The sequence below is a fragment of the Streptomyces sp. NPDC047042 genome, from assembly GCF_040644035.1.
GTDB lineage: Bacteria > Actinomycetota > Actinomycetes > Streptomycetales > Streptomycetaceae > Streptomyces.
In genome coordinates, this window is record NZ_JBEYVP010000042.1 from 19,070 (window position 1) to 38,932 (window position 19,863).

Sequence of the window (19,863 nt, forward strand, 5' to 3'; positions counted from 1 at the left end):
GGTCCGGGAGGCCTTACTCAATTCCCGGCGAGTTCTTACGAAGCGATCCCCCGTCGCGCCCGCGTGGCGGGCCCGCCGAACGAACCGGGGGCGCCGCCGGTCAGCGTTTCCGCTGCCGCGTCCGGCGGGTCGCCGAGCAGGATCCCGCCGAGCACGGCCCCGGCGACCCCGTTCGCGTGCTCGGTCCGCCCGCCGTACGGATTGCCGTGCGCGCGCACATCGCGCTCGGCCAGCTCGCGGGCCTGCCGGGCGAAGGCGTCGGCCTCCGCCGGGTCCCGGTCCAGGAGCCGGCGGGCCTCGGCCAGCCGGGTCCTGGCCTCGGCGCCCACCGCGCCCCGGTGGGTGCCGATGAAACCGTCCGCCGCGTCGGTGGCCCCGCGCGCGACGAGCCGTACGGCGCCGGGGACCGCCCCGAGGGGCGCGGACACCAGCGCGACCCGGCGCAGGGCCTCCAGGGGGTCGTAGGGCCCGGCGGCGGCCTCCTCCCGTACGGCGGCCAGCGTGGCCTCGGCGCGGCTGACATGCCCCTCCAGCGCGCCGTCCTGCGCCCCCGACGCCGTACCCTCGGCCAGTCGCTCCCGTGCCTCCACCACGGCCGCCTCCGCCTCGTCCAGCGCCTCCGGCAGCGCCTGTGCGGCGGCGGCCAGTGCGGACGCGAGCCGGTCGACGCCGTCCACGAACATCTCCGCCTGGGTGATCGCGCCCTCGGCTGCGCGCAGTCGCAGCACAGCGCGGTCCCGGTCGTCCAGGTCGGCGGACTGGCGGGCCCGGTTGAGCCCATCCGTGGCGAACACCAGCCGGTCCTTCGCCTGTTCGACCTGGCCGGAGACAAGGAGCGACGCGCTCGGCCCGTACCGCTCCCGCAGGTCGGCGAGGGTGGCCTCCGCCGCGCTCGTACGGCCGGTCAGCTCACGGAAACGCGCCTCGGCGTGGCTCAGGGCGCTGCTCATGTCCCGTTCCAGGGCGCGCAGTTGGTCGAAGCCGGCGGCCTCGGCGTCCAGTCGCCTGCCCGCGTCCACACAGCGGGCGACGATCTCGTCGAGGGTGTCCCGGGAGGCCGCCGCCGGGTTGTCGTCGTACGCCTGGCGGAGTTGGAAGGCGGCCGACAGCTCGGCCTCGGCGTACCGCACGGCCTCCGTGAACGGCGCGACCGACTCGGTCCCGAACAGCCCCTCCACGAAGCCGAGTTCCTCCCGGCTGGTGCGCAGGCAGTCGTCGGCGGCGACCAGTGACCTGCGCGCCTGCCGGTCGAGTTCGGGGGTCGTGGCCCGCGCGGGGGGAACCAGGCCGGCGGGAGCCGCCCGGGCTTTGGTACGGCGTCTGCGGCGGGTGTAGCCGTACGCGGCCACCGCTGTCGCGGCTCCCGCCGCCACCAGGGGCAGGACCAGATCGCCGGTGGAGGTCTCGTCCTCCTCGGCGGCGAGGGCCGGGGCGGCGGGGGCGGCGGACACGGAGACCTCGTGCCTCTCCTGCTCCGCCGTCACTCCGGGCAGCACCAGCCACAGCACGCCGATGACCCCGCCCAGAGCGGTGTGCGCCACGCGCACGGGTATGTGGGAGGCGGCTCGCCGAGGCCGGCCCCGGGTAAGGGAGGGCGTCACATTTGTGAGCGTATGGGGGTGATCGCGGTCCCGCGACCGGGACGGGGCAGAGGGGGCGGGAGGGGCGTAGTGGGTAAGGTCCGCGCAGAGGTGTTCGAAGGGGGCGGGGATGCACTGGTTGCTGTTGGGGACTGCCGCTCTGCTGCTGGGCGGGCAGGTCGTATTCGGTGCGGTTGCGGCCCGAACCGGTTGGCTGCTGCCATCGCTGCGGAGCCGGAACGTGCGACCCAGGCCGTGGGGCTACGGAACGATGCTGTTCGGCACGGGCCTGCTGTTGATGATGTCGTTCGGCGCGCTCCACGTGCTCGTCGGACACCCGGTCCTCGTCGACATCGGGTCCGGCGCCGCGCTACTGATGATTGTGGCGGGCGCCTGTCTCCAGGCCCTTTCCTCACGCCGGCGCCTCGAGACATGACACGACCCGCGAGACTCACGAACTCTCCGACCGCCTCCTGATCTTCGAGCCCAGCCACACCAGTGGGTCGTACTTGCGGTCGACTGCCCGTTCCTTCAAGGGGATCAGCGCGTTGTCCGTGATGTGGATGCCCTCGGGGCACACCTCCGTGCAGCACTTGGTGATGTTGCAGTAGCCGAGACCGTGTTCGTCCTGGGCGGTGCGCTTGCGGTCCAGGCCGGACTCCGCCGCCGCGTCCAGCGGATGCATGTCGAGTTCCGCTACCCGCATCAGGAAGCGCGGCCCCGCGAACGCGGGCTTGTTCTCCTCGTGGTCGCGGACCACATGGCAGGTGTCCTGGCACAGAAAGCACTCGATGCACTTGCGGAACTCCTGCGACCGGTCCACGTCCTCCTGCATCATCCGGTACTCACCGGGAGCCACCCCGTCCGGCGGCACGAAGGACGGCACCTCGCGCGCCTTGGCGTAGTTGAACCCGACGTCGGTGACGAGATCCCGGACCACGGGGAAGGCCCGCAGCGGAGTGACGGTGATCGTCTCCTCGCGGCTGAACACCGACATCCGGGTCATGCACAGCAGCCGGGGACGCCCGTTGATCTCCGCCGAGCACGAACCGCACTTGCCCGCCTTGCAGTTCCAGCGGACGGCGAGGTCGGGCGCCTGGGTCGCCTGGAGCCGGTGGATGATGTCGAGGACCACCTCGCCGTCGTTCACCTCGACCGCGAAGTCCTTGAGCCCACCACCCTTCACATCACCGCGCCACACCCGGAAACGGGCCTCGTAGCTGCTGCTCCCGACACTGCTCACACTGCTGCTCACTCGTAGAGCTCCTCATCGGTGAGGTACTTGACCAGCTCCTCTTTCTCGAAGAGGGCGAGCAGGTCGGGGCGGACGGGTTCGGTGGTTTCTCGGGTGAGGGCGATCAGGCCGTGCGCCGGGTCGGTCGCCGCCAACCCACCGGCCGGGTCGGACAGTTGGCACAGCAGGTTCACATTGCGCCACGCGCGGTCCATCGTCGGATGGTCCTCACGCGTGTGGCCGCCGCGCGACTCGGTGCGCTCCAGCGCCGCCAGGGCCACGCACTCGCTGACCAGCAGCATGTTCCGCAGGTCCAGGGCGAGATGCCAGCCCGGGTTGAACTGGCGGTGCCCCTCGACGCCGGCGCGCTGGGCCCGTACCCGCAGCTCGGCCAGTTTCTCCAGCGCCTGTGCCATCTCGCCCTCGCGGCGGATGATGCCGACCAGGTCGTTCATGGTCTGCTGGAGTTCCTGGTGGAGCGTGTACGGGTTCTCCGCCGGGCGGCTGTTGTCCCCGCCCGGGGCCGGTTCCTCCGCCGAGAAGGGGCGCAGGGCCTCCGCGGCGGCCGTGTCGATCTGGTCGTCGTCCACGGGGGAGCGGGCGGCGGCCGAGTTCGCGTACTCGGCGGCGTGCAGACCCGCGCGGCGGCCGAACACCAGCAGGTCGGAGAGGGAGTTGCCGCCGAGCCGGTTGGAGCCGTGCATCCCGCCCGCGACCTCTCCGGCCGCGAACAGACCGGGAACCCCTCGGGCTGCGGCGGTGTCGGAGTCGACCGCGATACCGCCCATCACGTAGTGGCAGGTGGGCCCGACCTCCATCGCCTCGGCGGTGATGTCGACGTCCGCCAGCTCCTTGAACTGGTGGTACATGGACGGCAGTCGGCGCCGGATCACCTCGGCGGGCATACGGGTGGACACGTCCAGGAAGACCCCGCCGTGCGGGGAGCCGCGGCCCGCCTTGACCTCGGAGTTGATGGCGCGGGCCACCTCGTCCCGGGGGAGCAGTTCGGGGGGCCGGCGGTTGTTGTCCGGATCCTCGTACCAGCGGTCGCCCTCGGCCTCCGACTGGGCGTACTTCTCCTTGAAGACGTCCGGGATGTAGTCGAACATGAAGCGTTTTCCGTCGGAGTTGCGCAGCACGCCGCCGTCGCCGCGCACGGATTCCGTGACGAGGATGCCTTTGACCGACGGCGGCCAGACCATACCCGTCGGATGGAACTGCACGAACTCCATGTTCAGCAGCGGCGCCCCGGCGAGCAGCGCCAGCGCGTGGCCGTCGCCGGTGTACTCCCACGAGTTCGACGTCACCTTGAAGGACTTGCCGATACCGCCGGTCGCGATGACCACGGACGGCGCCTCGAGGACGAAGAAACGGCCCGTCTCACGCTCGTACGCGAAGACACCGGAGACGCGCTCGCCGCTCTTGAGGACGCGGGTGACCGTGCACTCCTGGAAGACCTTCAGGCGGGACTCGTAGTCGCCGGTCTCCTTCTTGTCCTGCTGCTGGAGGGAGACGATCTTCTGCTGGAGCGTGCGGATCAGCTCGAGGCCGGTGCGGTCCCCGACGTGCGCGAGGCGTGGGTACTCGTGGCCGCCGAAGTTGCGCTGGGAGATCCGGCCGTCGCGGGTGCGGTCGAAGAGGGCGCCCCAGGTCTCCAGCTCCCAGACCCGGTCGGGGGCCTCCTGGGCGTGCAGCTCGGCCATCCGCCACTGGTTGAGGAACTTGCCGCCGCGCATGGTGTCGCGGAAGTGGACCTGCCAGCTGTCGTGGCTGTTGACGTTGCCCATGGCGGCGGCGATCCCGCCCTCGGCCATCACCGTGTGCGCCTTGCCGAACAGCGACTTGCAGATCACCGCCGTACGGGCGCCACGCTCGCGTGCCTCGATGGCGGCCCGCAGTCCGGCGCCGCCGGCGCCCACCACGACAACGTCCCACTCCTGGCGGTCGACCACGGACATCAGAAGCTGTTCCTTTTCTCCTAGAAGATGGTCGGATCGTCAAAGGCACCGGACGCGACCAGGTACACGTAGAAGTCGGCGAGCGCCACGCTCACCAGCGACGCCCAGGCGAGCAGCATGTGACGGGCGTTCAGCTTCCCGACCCACTGCCAGGCGCGATAGCGCACGGGATGCTTGGAGAAGTGCTTGAGCTTGCCGCCGACGATGTGCCGGCAGGAGTGGCAGGAGAGCGTGTACGCCCAGATCAGCGTGATGTTGAGCAGGAAGACGAGGGTGCCGAGACCCATGTGGCCCCACTCGTAGTGCTCGTCGCGGAAGGCGAGGGCCGTGTCGTAGGTGAGGATGCAGGCGACCAGCAGTGCCGCGTAGAAGAAGTAGCGGTGGATGTTCTGCAGGATCAGCGGGAAGCGGGTCTCGCCCGTGTACTTCTTGTGCGGCTCGGCCACCGCGCAGGCGGGCGGGGACGCCCAGAAGCCGCGGTAGTAGGCCTTGCGGTAGTAGTAGCAGGTCAGCCGGAAGCCCAGCGGGAAGATCAGGATGATGATCGCCGGGGAGATGCCCCACCAGCCGCCGAACACGTCGGCGTTGGGGCCGTGCCGCATGGGGGCGCAGTTGTCCGCCAGACAGGGCGAGTAGAACGGCGAGACGTAGGGGGCCGCGTAGTAGTCGGCGTTGGCGAACGCCCGCCAGGTCGAGTACACGATGAAGGCCAGCAGACCGGCGGCGGTGGCGGCGGGCGCCAGCCACCAGCGGTCGGTCCGCAGATGCGGGGCGTCGATGGCGGCGCGCGTACGGTCCCGTACGCCGCCGCCCTTCGGATGAGGTTCCGTGTCAGTGGCCAAGGAGGACTCCGGTCAGGGGGCGTGCCGGTCGCGGGCGCCGAGACCCTCGTCGTCCGAATCCGTCCACAGGGCGTTGTCGTACGGGGTGTCGGAGATGTGCACGAGGTCGGGGCGACGGGGCTGGGTGAGCCCGGGGGCGGCCTCGCGGAGCAGCGCGAGGCTTTCTCGCAGATGGTTGGCGTCGGTGCGCAGGCGCCGCAGTTCCAGGCCGCCCTTGCCGATCTGCTGCTCCAGGCGGCCCATCGACCGGAACAGGTCGTCGAGGGAGCGCTGGATGGATGTCAGTTCGTCGTTCACGGACATGACGTGACCTCACTTCCGTAGGCCGGGGCCTTGGGCGGCGACGTTCATGCGCCTGCGAGTGTTGCGCGTCACACCTGTCGGTGGGAAGGGATGTGCACCGATTGGCCGAGGCGTGCCGGTGCATCCCTGGGTGCGCTGCGCCGCACGGGTGGGCTTGACGGACGTCGTCGCCGTGTCGCCGTCCGTTGCCGAACCCTTTCCTCTTCAGTGGCGGAAATACATGCGATCAGCTCCATATACCACCAAAAGTGATCATAACGTCCGCGGCTCCCGGAGGTAAGCAGAGATGTCCCGTCACGGCGTCGGACTGCGCGCGGTCACGCGCTCAGTCGCCTTCCTCACCGCCGGCGTACTCGCCGTGCCCCTGCTCACCGCGTGCGGCGGTGACCAGAACGAAGAGAGCAAACCGCTCGCCGGGCAGGACATCGCCCCCGCCGACCGGGGCCGGCTCGCCGACGGCGGCACCCTGCGCTGGGCCGTGGACGCCCTGCCGGAGACGCTCAACACCTTCCAGGCGGACGCCGACGCGACGACCACCCGGGTCGCACAGGCCGTGCTGCCGTCGATGTACCGCCTCGACGCGAACGGGCGGGCCAAGCGCAACGCGGACTTCCTGGAGTCCGCGAAGGTCGTCGAGACCGAGCCCAAGCAGGTCGTCCTCTACAAGCTGCACCAGCAGGCCGTCTGGAGCGACGGCCGGGAGATCGGCGCCGCCGACTTCGCCGCCCAGTGGCGCGCCCTGTCCGGCAAGGACTCCGCGTACTGGACCGCCCGCAACGCCGGGTACGACCGGATCGAGAAGGTGCAGCGCGGCGCGAACGACCTCGAGGTCAAGGTCACCTTCAGCCGCCCCTACGCCGACTGGAAGTCGCTGTTCTCGCCCCTGTACCCCAAGGAGGTCATGGGCACCCCGGACTCCTTCAACGACGGGGCGCGGCGCAGGCTCAAGCTCACCGCGGGGGCGTTCACCCTCAAGAAGATCGCCAAGGCGGACGGTGACGTCGTCCTCGTGCGCAACCCGCGCTGGTGGGGGCAGACCCCCCGGCTCGACAAACTCGTGCTGCGCGCCGTACCGCGCGACAAGCGTGCCGAGGCGCTCGCCGCCGGCAAGGTGGACGTCGCCGAGGTCGACCCCGCCCAGGCCGAGCGCATCGTTCTCGCGTCGCGCGGCAAGTCCACGCCCCGCCAGGGTCCCGGCGCCCGGCGCCAGCAGCGCGAGGCGACCGCCGGGTACGCCGAACAGCAGCAGTCGCTCAGCGCGTTCGAGGTGCGCAAGTCCCTCGAGCCCGCCTACACCCAGCTCGCCCTGAACGGCGCCGACGGCCCCCTCGCCGACGAGCGGGTGCGCCGGGCCGTGGCTCGCGCGCTGGACCGCAAGGAGATCGCCGGCCTCGTACTCAAGCCCCTGGGGCTGCCCGCCGAACCCGTCGGCAGTCATCTCGCGCTCTCCGGACAGGCCGCCTACGCCGACAACAGCGGCGCGCTCGGCGGCGAAGACACCGACGAGGCCGAGGCGCTCCTCGCCGACGCGGGCTGGGTGCACGGCGGCCCGATCGGGAAGCCGGAGAAGAAGGACGGCGGAAAGGTCGCCGGGGGAGAGGGGAAGAAGGCGGGCGACAGCTCCGCCACGCCCAAGCCCTCCCCGAGCGCCGACAAGGCGGATGAGGAAGAAAAGGCGGATAAGACGGATAAAGCAGACAAGGCAGACGTGGCCGACGAGGCCGAGAAGAGCGACGAGACCGAGAAGACAGGGGCGTCCGAGGACGGTACCTATGTCGTCGGCGACGACGACAAGCCGTACGGCGAGCCCGTGCGCGAGGACCACCAGGACCCCCGCGACTCCCAGCGCGGCCAGGACACGACGAACCTCGCCCAGGACGGTCGGCGGTTCACCGGCAAGCACCCCGAGCAGGGCGGGGCGTCCGGCGGTGCCTACGCGCCCAAGGGCACCCCCGCACCCGCCGGGGCCGCCGGGGCGCTCGCCAAGGACGGCAAGCCGCTGACCCTGCGGTTCGTGCTGCCCTCGGGGCCGGGCTCGGCCACGCTGCGCACCGTGGGCGAGCGGATCGCGCGGATGCTGGACCGGGTCGGTATCCGTACCGCCGTCACCAAGGTGTCCGACGACAGCTACTTCAAGGACCACATCGCCAACGGGCAGTACGACCTGGCCCTGTACTCGTGGCCCGCGTCCGCCTTCCCCGCCACCGACGCCCGGCCCATCTACGCCAAGCCGGTGCCCGCCGCCGACGGCTCGCTCAACGTCGAGCAGAACTACACCCGCGTCGGCACCGATCTGGTCGACCAATTGTTCGACCAGGCCATCGCGACCCTCGACGAGGGCAAATCGGCCAAGCTGGTGAGGAAGGCCGACGCCCGGATCTGGGCGGCCGGCGGGTCCATCCCCCTCTTCCAGCGCCCCCAGCTCACGGCCGTGCGCAAGAACGTCGCCAACGTGGGCGCCTTCGGGTTCCAGACCCCCCACTACGAGGACATGGGATTCCTGAAGAAAGGTGTGACGCCGGGCAGCAAGGCCTCCCACCGACCGTGACGGTCGCCTCACCCGTACGGCCCGGCGAGCCCTCCCGCTCCCGGGCCCGTACCATGGGGTAAGGCCGTGGCATGTTCAGCCCGGCAGGGTCCGCGTAGCACTGACGTACGCGCAGGCCATCCACTCAAGCCGGGAGTACGCCGCAATATGGCCACGCGCCACGACATCCGCAACGTCGCCATCGTCGCCCACGTCGACCACGGGAAGACGACACTCGTCGACGCCATGCTGAAGCAGGCCGGTGCCTTCGCCGCGCACGCCGCCGAGTCGCTCGACGACCGCATGATGGACTCGAACGACCTGGAGCGTGAGAAGGGCATCACGATCCTCGCCAAGAACACGGCGGTGAAGTACCACCCGAAGGACGGGGGGGACGTCATCACCATCAACATCATCGACACCCCGGGCCACGCCGACTTCGGTGGCGAGGTCGAGCGCGGTCTGTCGATGGTGGACGCCGTGGTCCTGCTCGTCGACGCCTCCGAGGGGCCGTTGCCGCAGACCCGGTTCGTGCTGCGCAAGGCGCTCCAGCAGCGTCTGCCGGTCATTCTGTGCATCAACAAGACGGACCGCCCGGACTCCCGGATCGACGAGGTCGTCAACGAGACCTACGACCTCTTCCTGGACCTGGACGCGGACGAGGAGCAGATCGAGTTCCCCATCGTCTACGCGTGTGCGCGTGACGGTGTCGCCTCGCTGACCAAGCCGGAGGACGGCACCGTCCCGGCCGACAGCAACAGCCTCGAGCCGTTCTTCTCCACGATCCTGTCGCACGTCCCCGCCCCCTCGTACGACGAGGAGGCCCCGCTCCAGGCGCACGTCACCAACCTGGACGCCGACAACTTCCTCGGCCGTATCGCGCTGCTCCGCGTCGAGCAGGGCGAGCTGCGCAAGGGCCAGACCGTCACCTGGATCAAGCGTGACGGCTCGATGTCCAACGTGCGCATCACCGAGTTGCTGATGACCGAGGCGCTCACCCGCAAGCCCGCCGAGATGGCCGGCCCGGGCGACATCTGCGCCGTCGCCGGTATCCCGGACATCATGATCGGTGAGACCCTCGCCGACACCGAGAACCCGATCGCGCTGCCGCTCATCACGGTCGACGAGCCGGCGATCTCCATGACCATCGGTACGAACACCTCGCCGATGGTCGGCCGCGGCGGCACCGGCAAGGGTGCCGAGAACAAGGCCGTGGTCAAGGACCGCAAGGTCACCGCCCGTCAGGTCAAGGACCGGCTGGACCGCGAGCTGATCGGTAACGTCTCGCTGCGCGTCCTCGACACCGAGCGTCCCGACGCCTGGGAGGTCCAGGGCCGTGGTGAGCTGGCGCTCGCCATCCTGGTCGAGCAGATGCGCCGCGAGGGCTACGAGCTGACCGTGGGCAAGCCCCAGGTGGTCACCCAGGAGATCGACGGCAAGGTCCACGAGCCCGTCGAGCGCATGACGATCGACGTGCCCGAGGAGCACATGGGCGCGGTCACGCAGCTCATGGGCGTCCGCAAGGGCCGGATGGACAACATGTCCAACCACGGCTCCGGTTGGGTCCGCATGGAGTTCGTCGTGCCCTCCCGCGGGCTCATCGGCTTCCGTACGGAGTTCCTGACGGGCACGCGCGGCACCGGTATCGCGCACTCCATCCACGAGGGCCACGAGCCGTGGTTCGGCCCGCTGGCGACCCGTAACAACGGCTCGCTGGTGGCCGACCGGTCCGGCGCCGTCACCGCGTTCGCGATGACGAACCTCCAGGAGCGCGGTGTGCTGTTCACCGACCCCGGCACCGAGGTGTACGAGGGCATGATCGTCGGCGAGAACTCGCGCTCCGACGACATGGACGTGAACATCACCAAGGAGAAGAAGCTCACGAACATGCGGTCGTCCTCGGCCGACTCGTTCGAGGCGATCGTCCCACCGCGCAAGCTCTCCCTGGAGCAGTCCCTGGAGTTCTGCCGCGACGACGAGTGCGTGGAGGTCACCCCGGAGGCGGTTCGCATCCGCAAGGTGGTCCTGGACGCCCGCGACCGCGCCCGTACGGCCAGCCGCGCCAAGCACGGCTGATGTGACGTCAGGAGGACCCGGCCCCCACCCTGTGGGGAGCCGGGCCTTCGGCATGTCCGCGTTGCCCGGACGGAAACGGGTTCGTCCCCCTGTCGCCGCCCCGTCGCTGTCCCTGTCCGTGCGCTGTGCAAGGCTGTTCGGATACCGGTGAACCAACGATCAAGTTTCGGACATGTAAACAGAAACTGAAACCCATATGTCCGTTTAGTCGATATGCTTTCCGACGTGTCAAGCGCGCGCAGGTGTCAGTCTTTGCAATTTTTGCTCAAAATATGGACGGTAGGGAGATCCCTATGCCTTGCGGCCTTGACGCGCGTTGACTTACTTGGCGAAAGTTCCCCCAAACCACAGAACCCGCCGGTATCTGTGCTGCGCTCAACTCTCCAACCCCCCGGGGGAAGAACACACATGACCAGTCCAGCCAAGGCTGAAGGCTCCGGGCCCTCGATCGCCTTGGACCCCGAGCTCGATACGAACACCGAGCCCGCCAAGGGCCCGAAGAAGCTCGAGGGTCGTTCCCCGGGGCAGTTGATGTGGCAGCGCTTCAAGCGCGACCGTACCGGTGTGATCTGTGCCGTGGTAGTGATTTTGTACTTCGTCATCGCGCTCGCGGCACCCCTGCTCACCAAGCTGAGTGGGACCGACCCCTACACCCTGTACGGCCAGGACCCCACGTACGCGGACACCCCCGTCCTCGACGACTTCGGGCTGCCGCTCGGCTACTTCGGCGGCCTGTCGGGAACCCACTGGTTCGGGGTCGAGCCGCAGCTGGGCCGTGACGTCTTCGCCATGCTGATGTACGGCATGCGAACCTCGCTGTTCATGGCGGTGGGCGTGACCGTGCTGGTCATGGTCACGGGCGTCCTCATCGGTCTGATCGGCGGCTACGCCGGCGGTCGTACCGACTACTGGATCGGCCGGGTCACGGACTTCTTCCTCTCTTTCCCCTCACAGCTGTTCTTCATCGCGTTCATGCCGGTCGTGACCGCGTTCTTCGTGGACCCGCAGGAGGAAACCCCCACGTACCTCCGCGCGGTGGCCATGCTGATCGTGCTGTGGGTGCTGGGCTGGATGGGCATGGCCCGTCTGATCCGCTCCACGGTGCTGTCCCTGCGCGACCGTGAGTTCGTGGAGGCCGCGAAGGTCTCGGGCGCGTCGCCGTGGCGGATCGTCCGCAAGGAGATCCTGCCCAACGTGGTCTCGCCGATCCTGGTGCAGTTCACATACCAGCTGCCCAGCACAATTCTCACCATCGCGTTCCTGTCCTTCGCGGGCGTCGGCTTCGTCGAGCCGACTCCCGACTGGGGGCGCATGTTCGCCGCCGGTGCCAAGTACGCGGAGCCCGATCCGTCCTTCATGTTCTTCCCGGGCCTGGCTCTGGTGATCTTCATCCTGTGCTTCAACCTCCTCGGAGACTCCGTACGGGATGCGTTCGACCCCAAGTCCGGGCGCTGAACCGTCCATTGGTGGGGGGTGGCTGCCGCCCCCGCGTGGCCTGTCGGTCACGTCAGGCAGTACTCATGGATAACAACTGACAGGTAGGTATTCGCCAATATGAAGTCGCTCAACTCGCGTAGAACGCGGGCCATCGTGGTCGCCATCGCGGCCGGCTCGCTCGCGCTCACCGGTTGCTCCGAGAACAAGGGCAGCAACTCCGGCAAGGACTCCAAGAAGGACCAGGCGGAGGCCTCCGAGCAGTCGAAGGCGGTCGTCTACGGCGACGCCGCCGCGTCGACCGGTCCCGCCGAGGAGGTCGCCGGCGCCAAGAGCGGCGGTACCGTCCAGGTCTACCAGGAGGCGGGCCTCTCGCACCTGGACCCGGGCCAGATCTACGTCTCGGACGCCGGCCAGGTCGCCAACCTGCTCTTCCGCGGTCTGACCAACTTCGAGGAGGACGGCAAGGGGGGCACCTCGGTCGTCGGTGACCTCGCGACCGACTCGGGCAAGTCCTCGGACGGCGGCAAGACCTGGACCTACACGCTGAAGGACGGCGTGAAGGACCAGAACGGCAACGTCATCACGTCCGCCGACATCCGTCACACCGTCGAGCGCCAGTACGCGCCGTTCATCTTCGACGGCCCGACCTACCTGCAGACCTGGCTGAGCGGCCCGAAGTACCGCGACGCGCTGAAGGACGGCGGCTTCGGCTCCAAGCACCTGCCGGCCTCGGTTCTGGACACCCCGGACCCGAAGACGGTCATCTTCCACTTCGACACTCCGCGTCCCGACCTTCCGCAGACGCTGGCCATGCCCGGCTACTCGGTCGTCCCCGCGAAGGGCGACACGAAGGCGAAGTACGACACGGCCCCCGTCTCCACCGGCCCGTACAAGATCGCCGAGTACAAGGTCGGCAAGTCCATGAAGCTCGTCAAGAACGAGAACTGGGACGCCAAGACCGACCCGGTGCGCCACCAGTACGTGGACGGCTGGAACTTCGACTTCGGTGTCACCGAGTCGACGCAGACCAGCCGTCTGATCGCCGACCAGGGCGACTCGAAGAACGCCATCCAGCTCACCGGTAGCGTCGAGGCGACCCAGATCCAGAAGGTCATCAGCGACGCGGCCGTCAACAAGCGCACGATCAAGGGCTACCAGCCCTACGTCATGACGCTGACGTTCAACCTGGACCGGGTGAAGAACAAGGCCGTCCGTGACGCCATCACCTACGGCATCAACTCCAAGTCGCTCATCGCCGGCGAGGGTGGCGCCTACGGCGGCGACCCGGCCCCGAACCTGTTCGCCCCGACCCTGCCGGGCTACGAGGCCACGTACGACCCGTACGGTCGTCTGAAGACGCCCCAGGGCAACATCGAGAAGGCCAAGGAGCTCCTGAAGGACGTTCCGGCCGCCGAGAAGAAGCTCGTCTTCGCCTACTCGAACAGCGAGGCCGGCCAGAAGCGCAAGGTCGCCATCGAGGACGCGCTGACGAAGATCGGCATCGACGTAGTCTCGAAGGAGATCGACTCCGCGAGCTACTACGAGCAGATCGGCAAGGTCAAGAACCCGTACGACATGTACATCTCCGGCTGGGGCCAGGACTGGCCGTCGGCAGCCACGGTCGTCACGCCCATCTACGACGGTGACCAGGTCGCCGACGGTGCGCCGAACTACTCGCACATCAACGACCCGAAGGTCCAGGAACTCATCAAGAAGGCCCTGACTCAGGAGCCGACCGAGGCCTCCAAGACCTGGACGGAAGCGCACCACTACATCCTGGAGAAGGTCAACCCGGCCGCTCCGCTCTGGTACACCAAGCAGTTCCAGCTCTACGGTTCGAACATCGGCGGTGCTCGCTACAGCACCGAGTCGAGCTACATCGACGTCACCCGACTGTTCCTGAAGTCGTAACTCTGTACGGCTGATCGCGGGGGTGCGCACCAGGCGGAGCGCACCCCCGCGGTTCCGTGAACCCGTCCCATCCCGTCTCCGCACGTCTCCGCAGAGAGCAGCCCCCCGCCATGTTTCAGTTCATCCTCCGGCGCACGGTCGGTGCCGTCGTCACCCTGTTCCTGATCGGCGCCGCCACGTTCTTCCTGTTCGTCGCAGCGCCCTCCGACTACGCCTCACTGGCCTGTGGCAAGGACTGCTCGCCCGCGAGACTCGAGGACATCCGTACCGCCCTTGGGCTCAACCTGCCCCTCGCACAGCAGTTCTGGGACTTCATGTCCGGCATCGTGACCGGCCGTGACTTCCCGCAGGGCCACTGCAGCGCACCCTGCCTCGGACAATCGTTCTACTACAACGACATGGTCTGGAACCTCATCAAGGACCGCTTCCCGCTGACCCTGTCGCTGACGATCGGCGCGCTGGTCGTCTTCCTGGTCGTGGGTCTTGGCGCGGGCATGCTCTCCGCCTACAAGCGCGGCTCCCTGGTGGACAAGATCTCCACCGGCGCGTCCATGGTGCTCAGCTCGTTCCAGATCTACTTCCTCGGACCGATCGCGCTGATCATCTTCGTCTACAGCACCGGCTGGATGGAAGACCCCAAGTACGTGCCGTTCACCGAGGACCCGGTCGGCTGGCTCGTCGGACTGTCCATCCCCATGGTCGTCATGGCCACCATCTTCACCGCGCAGTACACGCGTATGGCGCGCGCCTCGATGATCGAGCAGCTCGCGGAGGAACACGTCCGCACCGCCCGCGCCAAGGGCATGTCACAGAAGTACGTCTTCTTCCGCTACGCCTGGCGTGGTTCGCTGATCCCGATCGTCACCGTGCTCGGCATCGACATCAGCGCCCTGCTCGGCGGCGGTGTCGTCACCGAACTGACCTTCTCCCTGCAGGGAATCGGCCGCCTCGCCGTGGACGGGGCTGTCACCAAGGACCTTCCGCTGACGATGGGCATCATGCTGTTCGGGGCCTTCTTCATCCTGCTCCTGAACATCCTTACCGACATCGTGTACGCCTATATCGACCCGCGCGTCCGGCTCTCCTAGGAAGAACGAACCACCGTGACCACACTGACCAAGCCCGAGGGCGCACCGGCCCCGACCGGTCCGGACAGCTTCCTCTCGGTCCGCGATCTCAAGGTGCAGTTCTCCACCGAGGACGGCATCGTCAAGGCGGTCGACGGGCTGTCCTTCGACGTCGAGCGCGGCAAGACCCTGGGCATCGTGGGCGAGTCCGGATCGGGCAAGTCCGTCACGAACCTGACGATCCTCGGTCTGCACAACCCGATGAGCACGACCGTCGACGGCGAGATCGTCCTCGACGGCAAGGAGCTCGTCACCGCCACGGAGAAGGAGCTCGAGCAGCTCCGCGGCAACAAGATGGCGATGATCTTCCAGGACCCGCTGACCGCGCTCTCCCCGTACTACACGGTGGGCCGCCAGCTGTCCGAGCCCTTCATGAAGCACACCGGCGCCTCCAAGAAGGAGGCCAAGGACCGGGCCGTGCAGATGCTGGAGAAGGTCGGCATCCCGCAGCCCAAGACGCGCTTCGACGACTACCCCCACCAGTTCTCCGGCGGTATGCGCCAGCGCGCGATGATCGCCATGGCGCTGATGTGCGACCCCGACCTGCTGATCGCCGACGAGCCCACCACCGCGCTGGATGTGACGGTGCAGGCCCAGATCCTGGACCTGCTCAAGGACCTCCAGCAGGAGTTCGGCTCCGCGATCATCTTCATCACGCACGACCTCGGCGTCATCTCGAACATGGCCGACGACCTGCTGGTGATGTACGCGGGCCGGGCCGTGGAGCGCGGCAGCGTGAAGGAAGTCCTCCGCACGCCGCAGCACCCGTACGCCTGGGGTCTGCTCACCTCCATGCCGCGCCTGGACGGTGACATCAACGAGGCGCTGACGCCGATCCCCGGCTCGCCGCCCTCGCTGCTCAACCCGCCCTCGGGCTGCCCCTTCCACCCGCGCTGCGCCTTCACCGGCGAGGTGTCGGGCAGCCTCTGCACCGACGTACGGCCCTCGCTGGGGGACGGGCGCGCCTCCGCGTGCCACCTGTCGGCGGAGCAGAAGCAGACCATCTTCATCGACAAGATCCAGCCCCGGCTGCGCTAGGGAGCACCGAGACATGAGCGACAACCTCACCCTCCCCACCCAGCAGGGTTCCACCGGCACGTCGACCGAGGAACTGCTCAAGATCGAGGGCCTCACCAAGCACTTCCCGATCTACGGCGGCTTCCCGATCAAGCGGAAGGTCGGCGCCGTGCAGGCGGTCGACGGCATCGATCTGAGCATCGGTGTCGCCGAGAGCGTCGGCATGGTGGGCGAGTCGGGCTGCGGCAAGTCGACCGCGGGCCGGCTCATCACCCGCCTCCTGGAGCCGACCGGTGGCAAGATCACCTACTCCGGTCAGGACATCACGCACGCCTCGCGCAGGCAGCTGGCGCCGGTCCGCTCCGAGATCCAGATGATCTTCCAGGACCCGTACAGCTCCCTGAACCCGCGCCAGACCGTCGGCACGATCATCAAGTCGCCGATGGAGGTCAACGGGATCGAGCCGGCTGGCGGCCGGGAGAAGAAGGTCCGGGAGCTGCTGGAGCTGGTCGGGCTCAACCCCGAGCACTACAACCGCTTCCCGCACGAGTTCTCCGGCGGCCAGCGTCAGCGCATCGGGGTGGCCCGCGCGCTCGCCCTGCAGCCGAAGCTGATCGTGGCGGACGAGCCGGTCTCCGCGCTGGACGTCTCCATCCAGGCCCAGGTGGTGAACCTCCTCAAGAAGGTCCAGGAGGAGATGGGCATCGCGTTCCTGTTCATCGCCCACGACCTGGCGATCGTGCGGCACTTCTCGCAGCGCGTCGCGGTGATGTACCTCGGCAAGATCGTCGAGGTGGGCGACCGGGACTCGATCTACAACCGCCCGCGTCACCCGTACACCCACGCCCTGCTGTCCGCCGTCCCCGAGGTGGCGATGGACGACGAGACGGACGCCCGCGAGCGCATCCGCCTCGCCGGTGACGTCCCCTCGCCGATACACCCGCCGTCGGGCTGCCGCTTCCGTACGCGCTGCTGGAAGGCGCAGGACAAGTGCGCGAGCGAGGAGCCCCCGCTGGTCCAGCTCTCCGGCAACCGTGGGGGCCACCTGACGGCCTGCCACTTCCCGGAGGAGCCCACGACGGAGGCCCGCGACGAGGACGTCGTCCTGGACCCGGCGCTCAAGGCGCTGGAGGCGGACGCCACGGAGGACTGAGGTCCCGAGACGCGTGAACCGGCCGGGGGTGAGGAGCTGCGGCTCCTCACCCCCGGCTTTATTCGTTCGACATACGGGCGCGGAAGAGAAACCCTCGCACGCGGTATCCCTCACACGCGGTATCCCTCACACGGCCCGGAGGCCAGGTTGTCTTTCGCCACGATCCACAACATCACCTTCGACACCACCGGTGACCCCTACGACCTCGGCCTGTTCTGGAGCGCGGTGTTCGGCCGCCCCCTGGCCGACGACGACAAGCCCGGCGACCCGGAGGCGCTGATCGACGACCCGGACGGCGGTCCGAGGATCCTGTTCATCCGCGTGCCGGAGGGCAAGTCGGTGAAAAACCGCCTCCATCTCGACCTGCGGCCACACGGCCGCACCCGCGACGAGGAGGTTGAGCGGCTGGTCTCCCTGGGCGCCCGGGTCGTAGCGGACCACCGCCGCCCCGACGGCACCGGCTGGGTCCTGATGGCGGACCCGGAGGACAACGAGTTCTGCGTGGAACGCGGCGACCTGGGCTGATCAGCAGACCTGCGCGGTGACGTAGTCCGCGTGGAATTCTCTGCGCTGCGCCGCCGTCAGATGGCAGGCCGCGCCGTGGCTCGGGGTGCGGGGAAGGTGGGGGCGGCGGGTCGCGCAGTGGCCCTCCGGGACCTGTTCCGTGAAGGCGCAGCGGGGCTCGAAGCGGCAGCCCGGGAGGGGGTCCAGGAGGGACGGGGGTGCGCCCGGGATCGGGGAGAGGGGGATGTCGACCGGGGCTTTCAGGGTCGGCATGGAGCCCAACAGGCCCCAGGTGTACGGGTGTTCAGGCGTCCTCAGTACCTCGGCGCGGGTGCCGTGCTCCACCGCCCGGCCCGCGTACATCACCAGGATGTCGTCCGCCATACGGGAGATGACGCCCAGGTCGTGCGTGATGAACACGATCGACGTGCCGGACTCCTGCTGGAGGTCCTTCAGCAGGTCCATGATCTGGGCCTGGACCGTGACGTCCAGGGAGGTCGTCGGCTCGTCGGCGATGAGGAGCTGCGGGTCGCAGACCAACGCCATGGCGATCATCACCCGTTGGCGCATGCCGCCGGAGAACTGGTGGGGATAGTCGTCGGCGCGGAGCTGCGGCTGCGGGATGCCCACTCGCCGCAGCATCTCCACCGCACGCGCCCTGGACTCCCTGCGGGACGCGCCCTTGTGCCTGGTGTACGTCTCCGCGATCTGCCGGCCCACCGTGTGGTACGGCGACAGGGACGCCAGCGCGTCCTGGAAGATCATCGCCATCTTGCTGCCGCGCAGCCTCTCCAGCTCCCGTTCCCGAGCCGTGAGCAACTCCTTGCCGTCCAGGACGATTTCCCCGGTCAGCGTCGTGCGCGTGCGGTCGTGCAGGCCCAGGATCGCCAGGTTCGTCACCGACTTGCCCGAGCCGGACTCGCCGACGATGCCCAGGGTCCGGCCACGCCCCACGTCGAAGGACAGGCCGTCGACCGCCCGCACCACGCCGTCGTCGGTGGGGAAGTGCACCTTCAGGTCCCGTACGGACAGGAAAGGGGCAGGGGCGGGTGCAGGGCCGGGGGCAGGGGTGGTGGCGGCGGTGGCGGTCGACTCGGCCTTTGAGGTCACCGTGCGTGTTCCTACGCCAGCCTGATCCGCGGATCGATCAGCGCGTACACCGCGTCCACCACGATGTTCGCCACGACGATCGCCGCCGCGGCCACCAGGACCACCCCCAGCAGCAGCGGCAGGTCGTTGTCCCGTACCGCCTTGATGGACAGGGCGCCGATGCCGTGCAGGCCGAAGGTCTCCTCGGTGATGATCGCGCCGCCGAGCAGATAGCCGATGTCGAGGCCCAGGATCGTGACGATCGGGCCCATCGCGCCCCGCCAGGCGAACCGGAAGAACACCGTGCGCCGCGACAGGCCCTTGGCGCGGGCCGTACGGACGTAGTCCTCGGCGAGGGTCTCCACGAGCTGGGAGCGGGTCATCCGGGTGTAGTTGGCGGTGAAGATGATCGCGAGGACGAACCAGGGCAGCAGCAGCCCCTTGAACCAGGCCACCGGGTCCGCGCTGAAGCCGACGCTGTCCTGGGGGCGGGGGAGGATGCCCCACTCGTCGGAGAGGTAGTACATGGCGACCACGCCGACGATGTAGATCTGCAGTGACGAGCCGATCAGCGAGACCGACGACGCGATCTTGTCCAGGGGCCGGCCCTGCTTCACCGCCGCCAGCATGCCCGTACCGACACCAAGGACCACGAAGATCACCGTGCTGCCCAGGGTGAGGGACAGGGTGGTGGGGAAGCGGTTGGTGATCAGGCCGAGGACCGGCTCGTGGTTGGTGAAGGAGTAGCCCAGGCAGGGCGCCGCGCAGTGGCCGAGGCCGGCGTAGTCACGGCCCACGAACACACCCGCCAGCCAGTGCCAGTACTGCACCGGCAGCGGGTCGTCGATGCCCAGGTTGCGCCGGACGAGCGCGAGCGTCTCCGGCGTGCAGAGCTTGCCGCAGGCGCTGCGGGCCGGGTCGCGCGGGGCGACGTAGAAGAGGACGAAGGTGATCGCGCTGATGACGAGGAGGATCATCAGCGCACTGGCTGTCCGGCGGAGGATGAAGCGGAACATGGCGATCGATTCCCTGGCGGAACCCCGACACCGGTCCCTGGTGGGCAGAACCGGTGCCGGGGTGGTCGGGTTGTGCGGGGATTGGGGGC

General features: G+C 68.7%; 16 protein-coding genes. 9 read left to right on the forward strand and 7 right to left on the reverse strand.

What is annotated here, in order from left to right:
• Window positions 1-35: 35 nt before the first annotated feature.
• Window positions 36-1,541 carry a hypothetical protein gene (locus ABZ855_RS37990; protein ID WP_360814961.1) on the reverse strand — a complete coding sequence of 502 codons (1,506 nt, stop codon included), beginning with the start codon at window positions 1,539-1,541 and terminating at the stop codon, window positions 36-38.
• 169 nt (window positions 1,542-1,710) lie between these two features.
• Here ABZ855_RS37990 and ABZ855_RS37995 point away from each other — a divergent pair, with 169 nt between their 5' ends.
• Window positions 1,711-2,016, forward strand: a complete 306-nt coding sequence (locus ABZ855_RS37995) for a hypothetical protein (RefSeq protein WP_360814964.1) — start codon at window positions 1,711-1,713, stop codon at window positions 2,014-2,016.
• Between the two features lie 15 nt (window positions 2,017-2,031).
• Here ABZ855_RS37995 and ABZ855_RS38000 read toward each other — a convergent pair whose 3' ends face one another.
• From ABZ855_RS38000 to ABZ855_RS38015, 4 genes are read right to left on the reverse strand one after another with little or no spacing between them, the layout of a single operon-like run.
• Window positions 2,032-2,823, reverse strand: a complete 792-nt coding sequence (locus ABZ855_RS38000) for a succinate dehydrogenase/fumarate reductase iron-sulfur subunit (protein WP_360815138.1) — start codon at window positions 2,821-2,823, stop codon at window positions 2,032-2,034.
• 8 nt (window positions 2,824-2,831) lie between these two features.
• Window positions 2,832-4,772: a fumarate reductase/succinate dehydrogenase flavoprotein subunit gene (locus tag ABZ855_RS38005; protein WP_360814967.1), complete on the reverse strand. Its 1,941-nt coding sequence runs from the start codon at window positions 4,770-4,772 to the stop codon at window positions 2,832-2,834.
• A 20-nt stretch (window positions 4,773-4,792) separates the two neighbouring features.
• Complete coding sequence (locus ABZ855_RS38010; protein ID WP_360814970.1) at window positions 4,793-5,614, reverse strand: hypothetical protein; 822 nt, start codon at window positions 5,612-5,614, stop codon at window positions 4,793-4,795.
• Between the two features lie 12 nt (window positions 5,615-5,626).
• Window positions 5,627-5,917: a hypothetical protein gene (locus ABZ855_RS38015; protein WP_360814973.1), complete on the reverse strand. Its 291-nt coding sequence runs from the start codon at window positions 5,915-5,917 to the stop codon at window positions 5,627-5,629.
• A gap of 286 nt (window positions 5,918-6,203) precedes the next feature.
• Here ABZ855_RS38015 and ABZ855_RS38020 point away from each other — a divergent pair, with 286 nt between their 5' ends.
• The 8 genes from ABZ855_RS38020 to ABZ855_RS38055 all read left to right on the forward strand — a co-directional run bounded on the left by ABZ855_RS38020 (window position 6,204) and on the right by ABZ855_RS38055 (window position 17,690).
• The gene (locus ABZ855_RS38020; protein ID WP_360814977.1) at window positions 6,204-8,465 is read left to right on the forward strand and encodes an ABC transporter substrate-binding protein; all 2,262 of its coding nucleotides are present in this window, start codon (window positions 6,204-6,206) and stop codon (window positions 8,463-8,465) included.
• Between the two features lie 147 nt (window positions 8,466-8,612).
• Window positions 8,613-10,520, forward strand: a complete 1,908-nt coding sequence (gene typA / locus ABZ855_RS38025) for a translational GTPase TypA (RefSeq protein ID WP_360814980.1) — start codon at window positions 8,613-8,615, stop codon at window positions 10,518-10,520.
• A gap of 408 nt (window positions 10,521-10,928) precedes the next feature.
• Complete coding sequence (locus ABZ855_RS38030) at window positions 10,929-11,975, forward strand: ABC transporter permease (protein WP_360814983.1); 1,047 nt, start codon at window positions 10,929-10,931, stop codon at window positions 11,973-11,975.
• A gap of 99 nt (window positions 11,976-12,074) precedes the next feature.
• Window positions 12,075-13,868, forward strand: coding sequence for an ABC transporter substrate-binding protein (locus tag ABZ855_RS38035; RefSeq protein ID WP_360814986.1), 1,794 nt, complete (start codon window positions 12,075-12,077; stop codon window positions 13,866-13,868).
• A 110-nt stretch (window positions 13,869-13,978) separates the two neighbouring features.
• Window positions 13,979-14,956, forward strand: a complete 978-nt coding sequence (locus ABZ855_RS38040; protein ID WP_360814989.1) for an ABC transporter permease — start codon at window positions 13,979-13,981, stop codon at window positions 14,954-14,956.
• Between the two features lie 15 nt (window positions 14,957-14,971).
• Window positions 14,972-16,033 (forward strand): ABC transporter ATP-binding protein, encoded by a 1,062-nt coding sequence (locus ABZ855_RS38045; RefSeq protein WP_360814992.1) that lies wholly within the window; start codon window positions 14,972-14,974, stop codon window positions 16,031-16,033.
• Between the two features lie 13 nt (window positions 16,034-16,046).
• Window positions 16,047-17,165, forward strand: a complete 1,119-nt coding sequence (locus tag ABZ855_RS38050; RefSeq protein WP_360814995.1) for a dipeptide ABC transporter ATP-binding protein — start codon at window positions 16,047-16,049, stop codon at window positions 17,163-17,165.
• A gap of 147 nt (window positions 17,166-17,312) precedes the next feature.
• Window positions 17,313-17,690: a VOC family protein gene (locus tag ABZ855_RS38055; protein ID WP_360814998.1), complete on the forward strand. Its 378-nt coding sequence runs from the start codon at window positions 17,313-17,315 to the stop codon at window positions 17,688-17,690.
• Here the strand turns inward: ABZ855_RS38055 and ABZ855_RS38060 are convergent, their stop codons facing one another.
• Together ABZ855_RS38060 and ABZ855_RS38065 are read right to left on the reverse strand one after the other, a co-directional pair.
• Entirely contained in the window at window positions 17,691-18,701 is a 1,011-nt protein-coding gene (locus ABZ855_RS38060; RefSeq protein ID WP_360815140.1) for an ABC transporter ATP-binding protein, read from the reverse strand.
• Window positions 18,702-18,790: 89 nt separating this feature from the next.
• A complete protein-coding gene (locus ABZ855_RS38065) occupies window positions 18,791-19,774 on the reverse strand; it encodes an ABC transporter permease (protein WP_360815001.1) in 984 nt (327 codons plus the stop codon).
• Between the last annotated feature and the right edge of the window lie 89 nt (window positions 19,775-19,863).

Bases quoted from the DNA above. Each gene is read 5' to 3' on its own strand.
- ABZ855_RS38050 (WP_360814995.1), top strand. From the start codon at position 16,047: ATGAGCGACAACCTCACCCTCCCCACCCAGCAGGGTTCCACCGGCACG.
- ABZ855_RS37995 (WP_360814964.1), top strand. From the start codon at position 1,711: ATGCACTGGTTGCTGTTGGGGACTGCCGCTCTGCTGCTGGGCGGGCAG.
- ABZ855_RS38035 (WP_360814986.1), top strand. From the start codon at position 12,075: ATGAAGTCGCTCAACTCGCGTAGAACGCGGGCCATCGTGGTCGCCATC.
- ABZ855_RS38030 (WP_360814983.1), top strand. From the start codon at position 10,929: ATGACCAGTCCAGCCAAGGCTGAAGGCTCCGGGCCCTCGATCGCCTTG.
- ABZ855_RS38020 (WP_360814977.1), top strand. From the start codon at position 6,204: ATGTCCCGTCACGGCGTCGGACTGCGCGCGGTCACGCGCTCAGTCGCC.
- typA (WP_360814980.1), top strand. From the start codon at position 8,613: ATGGCCACGCGCCACGACATCCGCAACGTCGCCATCGTCGCCCACGTC.
- ABZ855_RS38040 (WP_360814989.1), top strand. From the start codon at position 13,979: ATGTTTCAGTTCATCCTCCGGCGCACGGTCGGTGCCGTCGTCACCCTG.
- ABZ855_RS38015 (WP_360814973.1), bottom strand. From the start codon at position 5,917: ATGTCCGTGAACGACGAACTGACATCCATCCAGCGCTCCCTCGACGAC.
- ABZ855_RS38005 (WP_360814967.1), bottom strand. From the start codon at position 4,772: ATGTCCGTGGTCGACCGCCAGGAGTGGGACGTTGTCGTGGTGGGCGCC.
- ABZ855_RS38065 (WP_360815001.1), bottom strand. From the start codon at position 19,774: ATGTTCCGCTTCATCCTCCGCCGGACAGCCAGTGCGCTGATGATCCTC.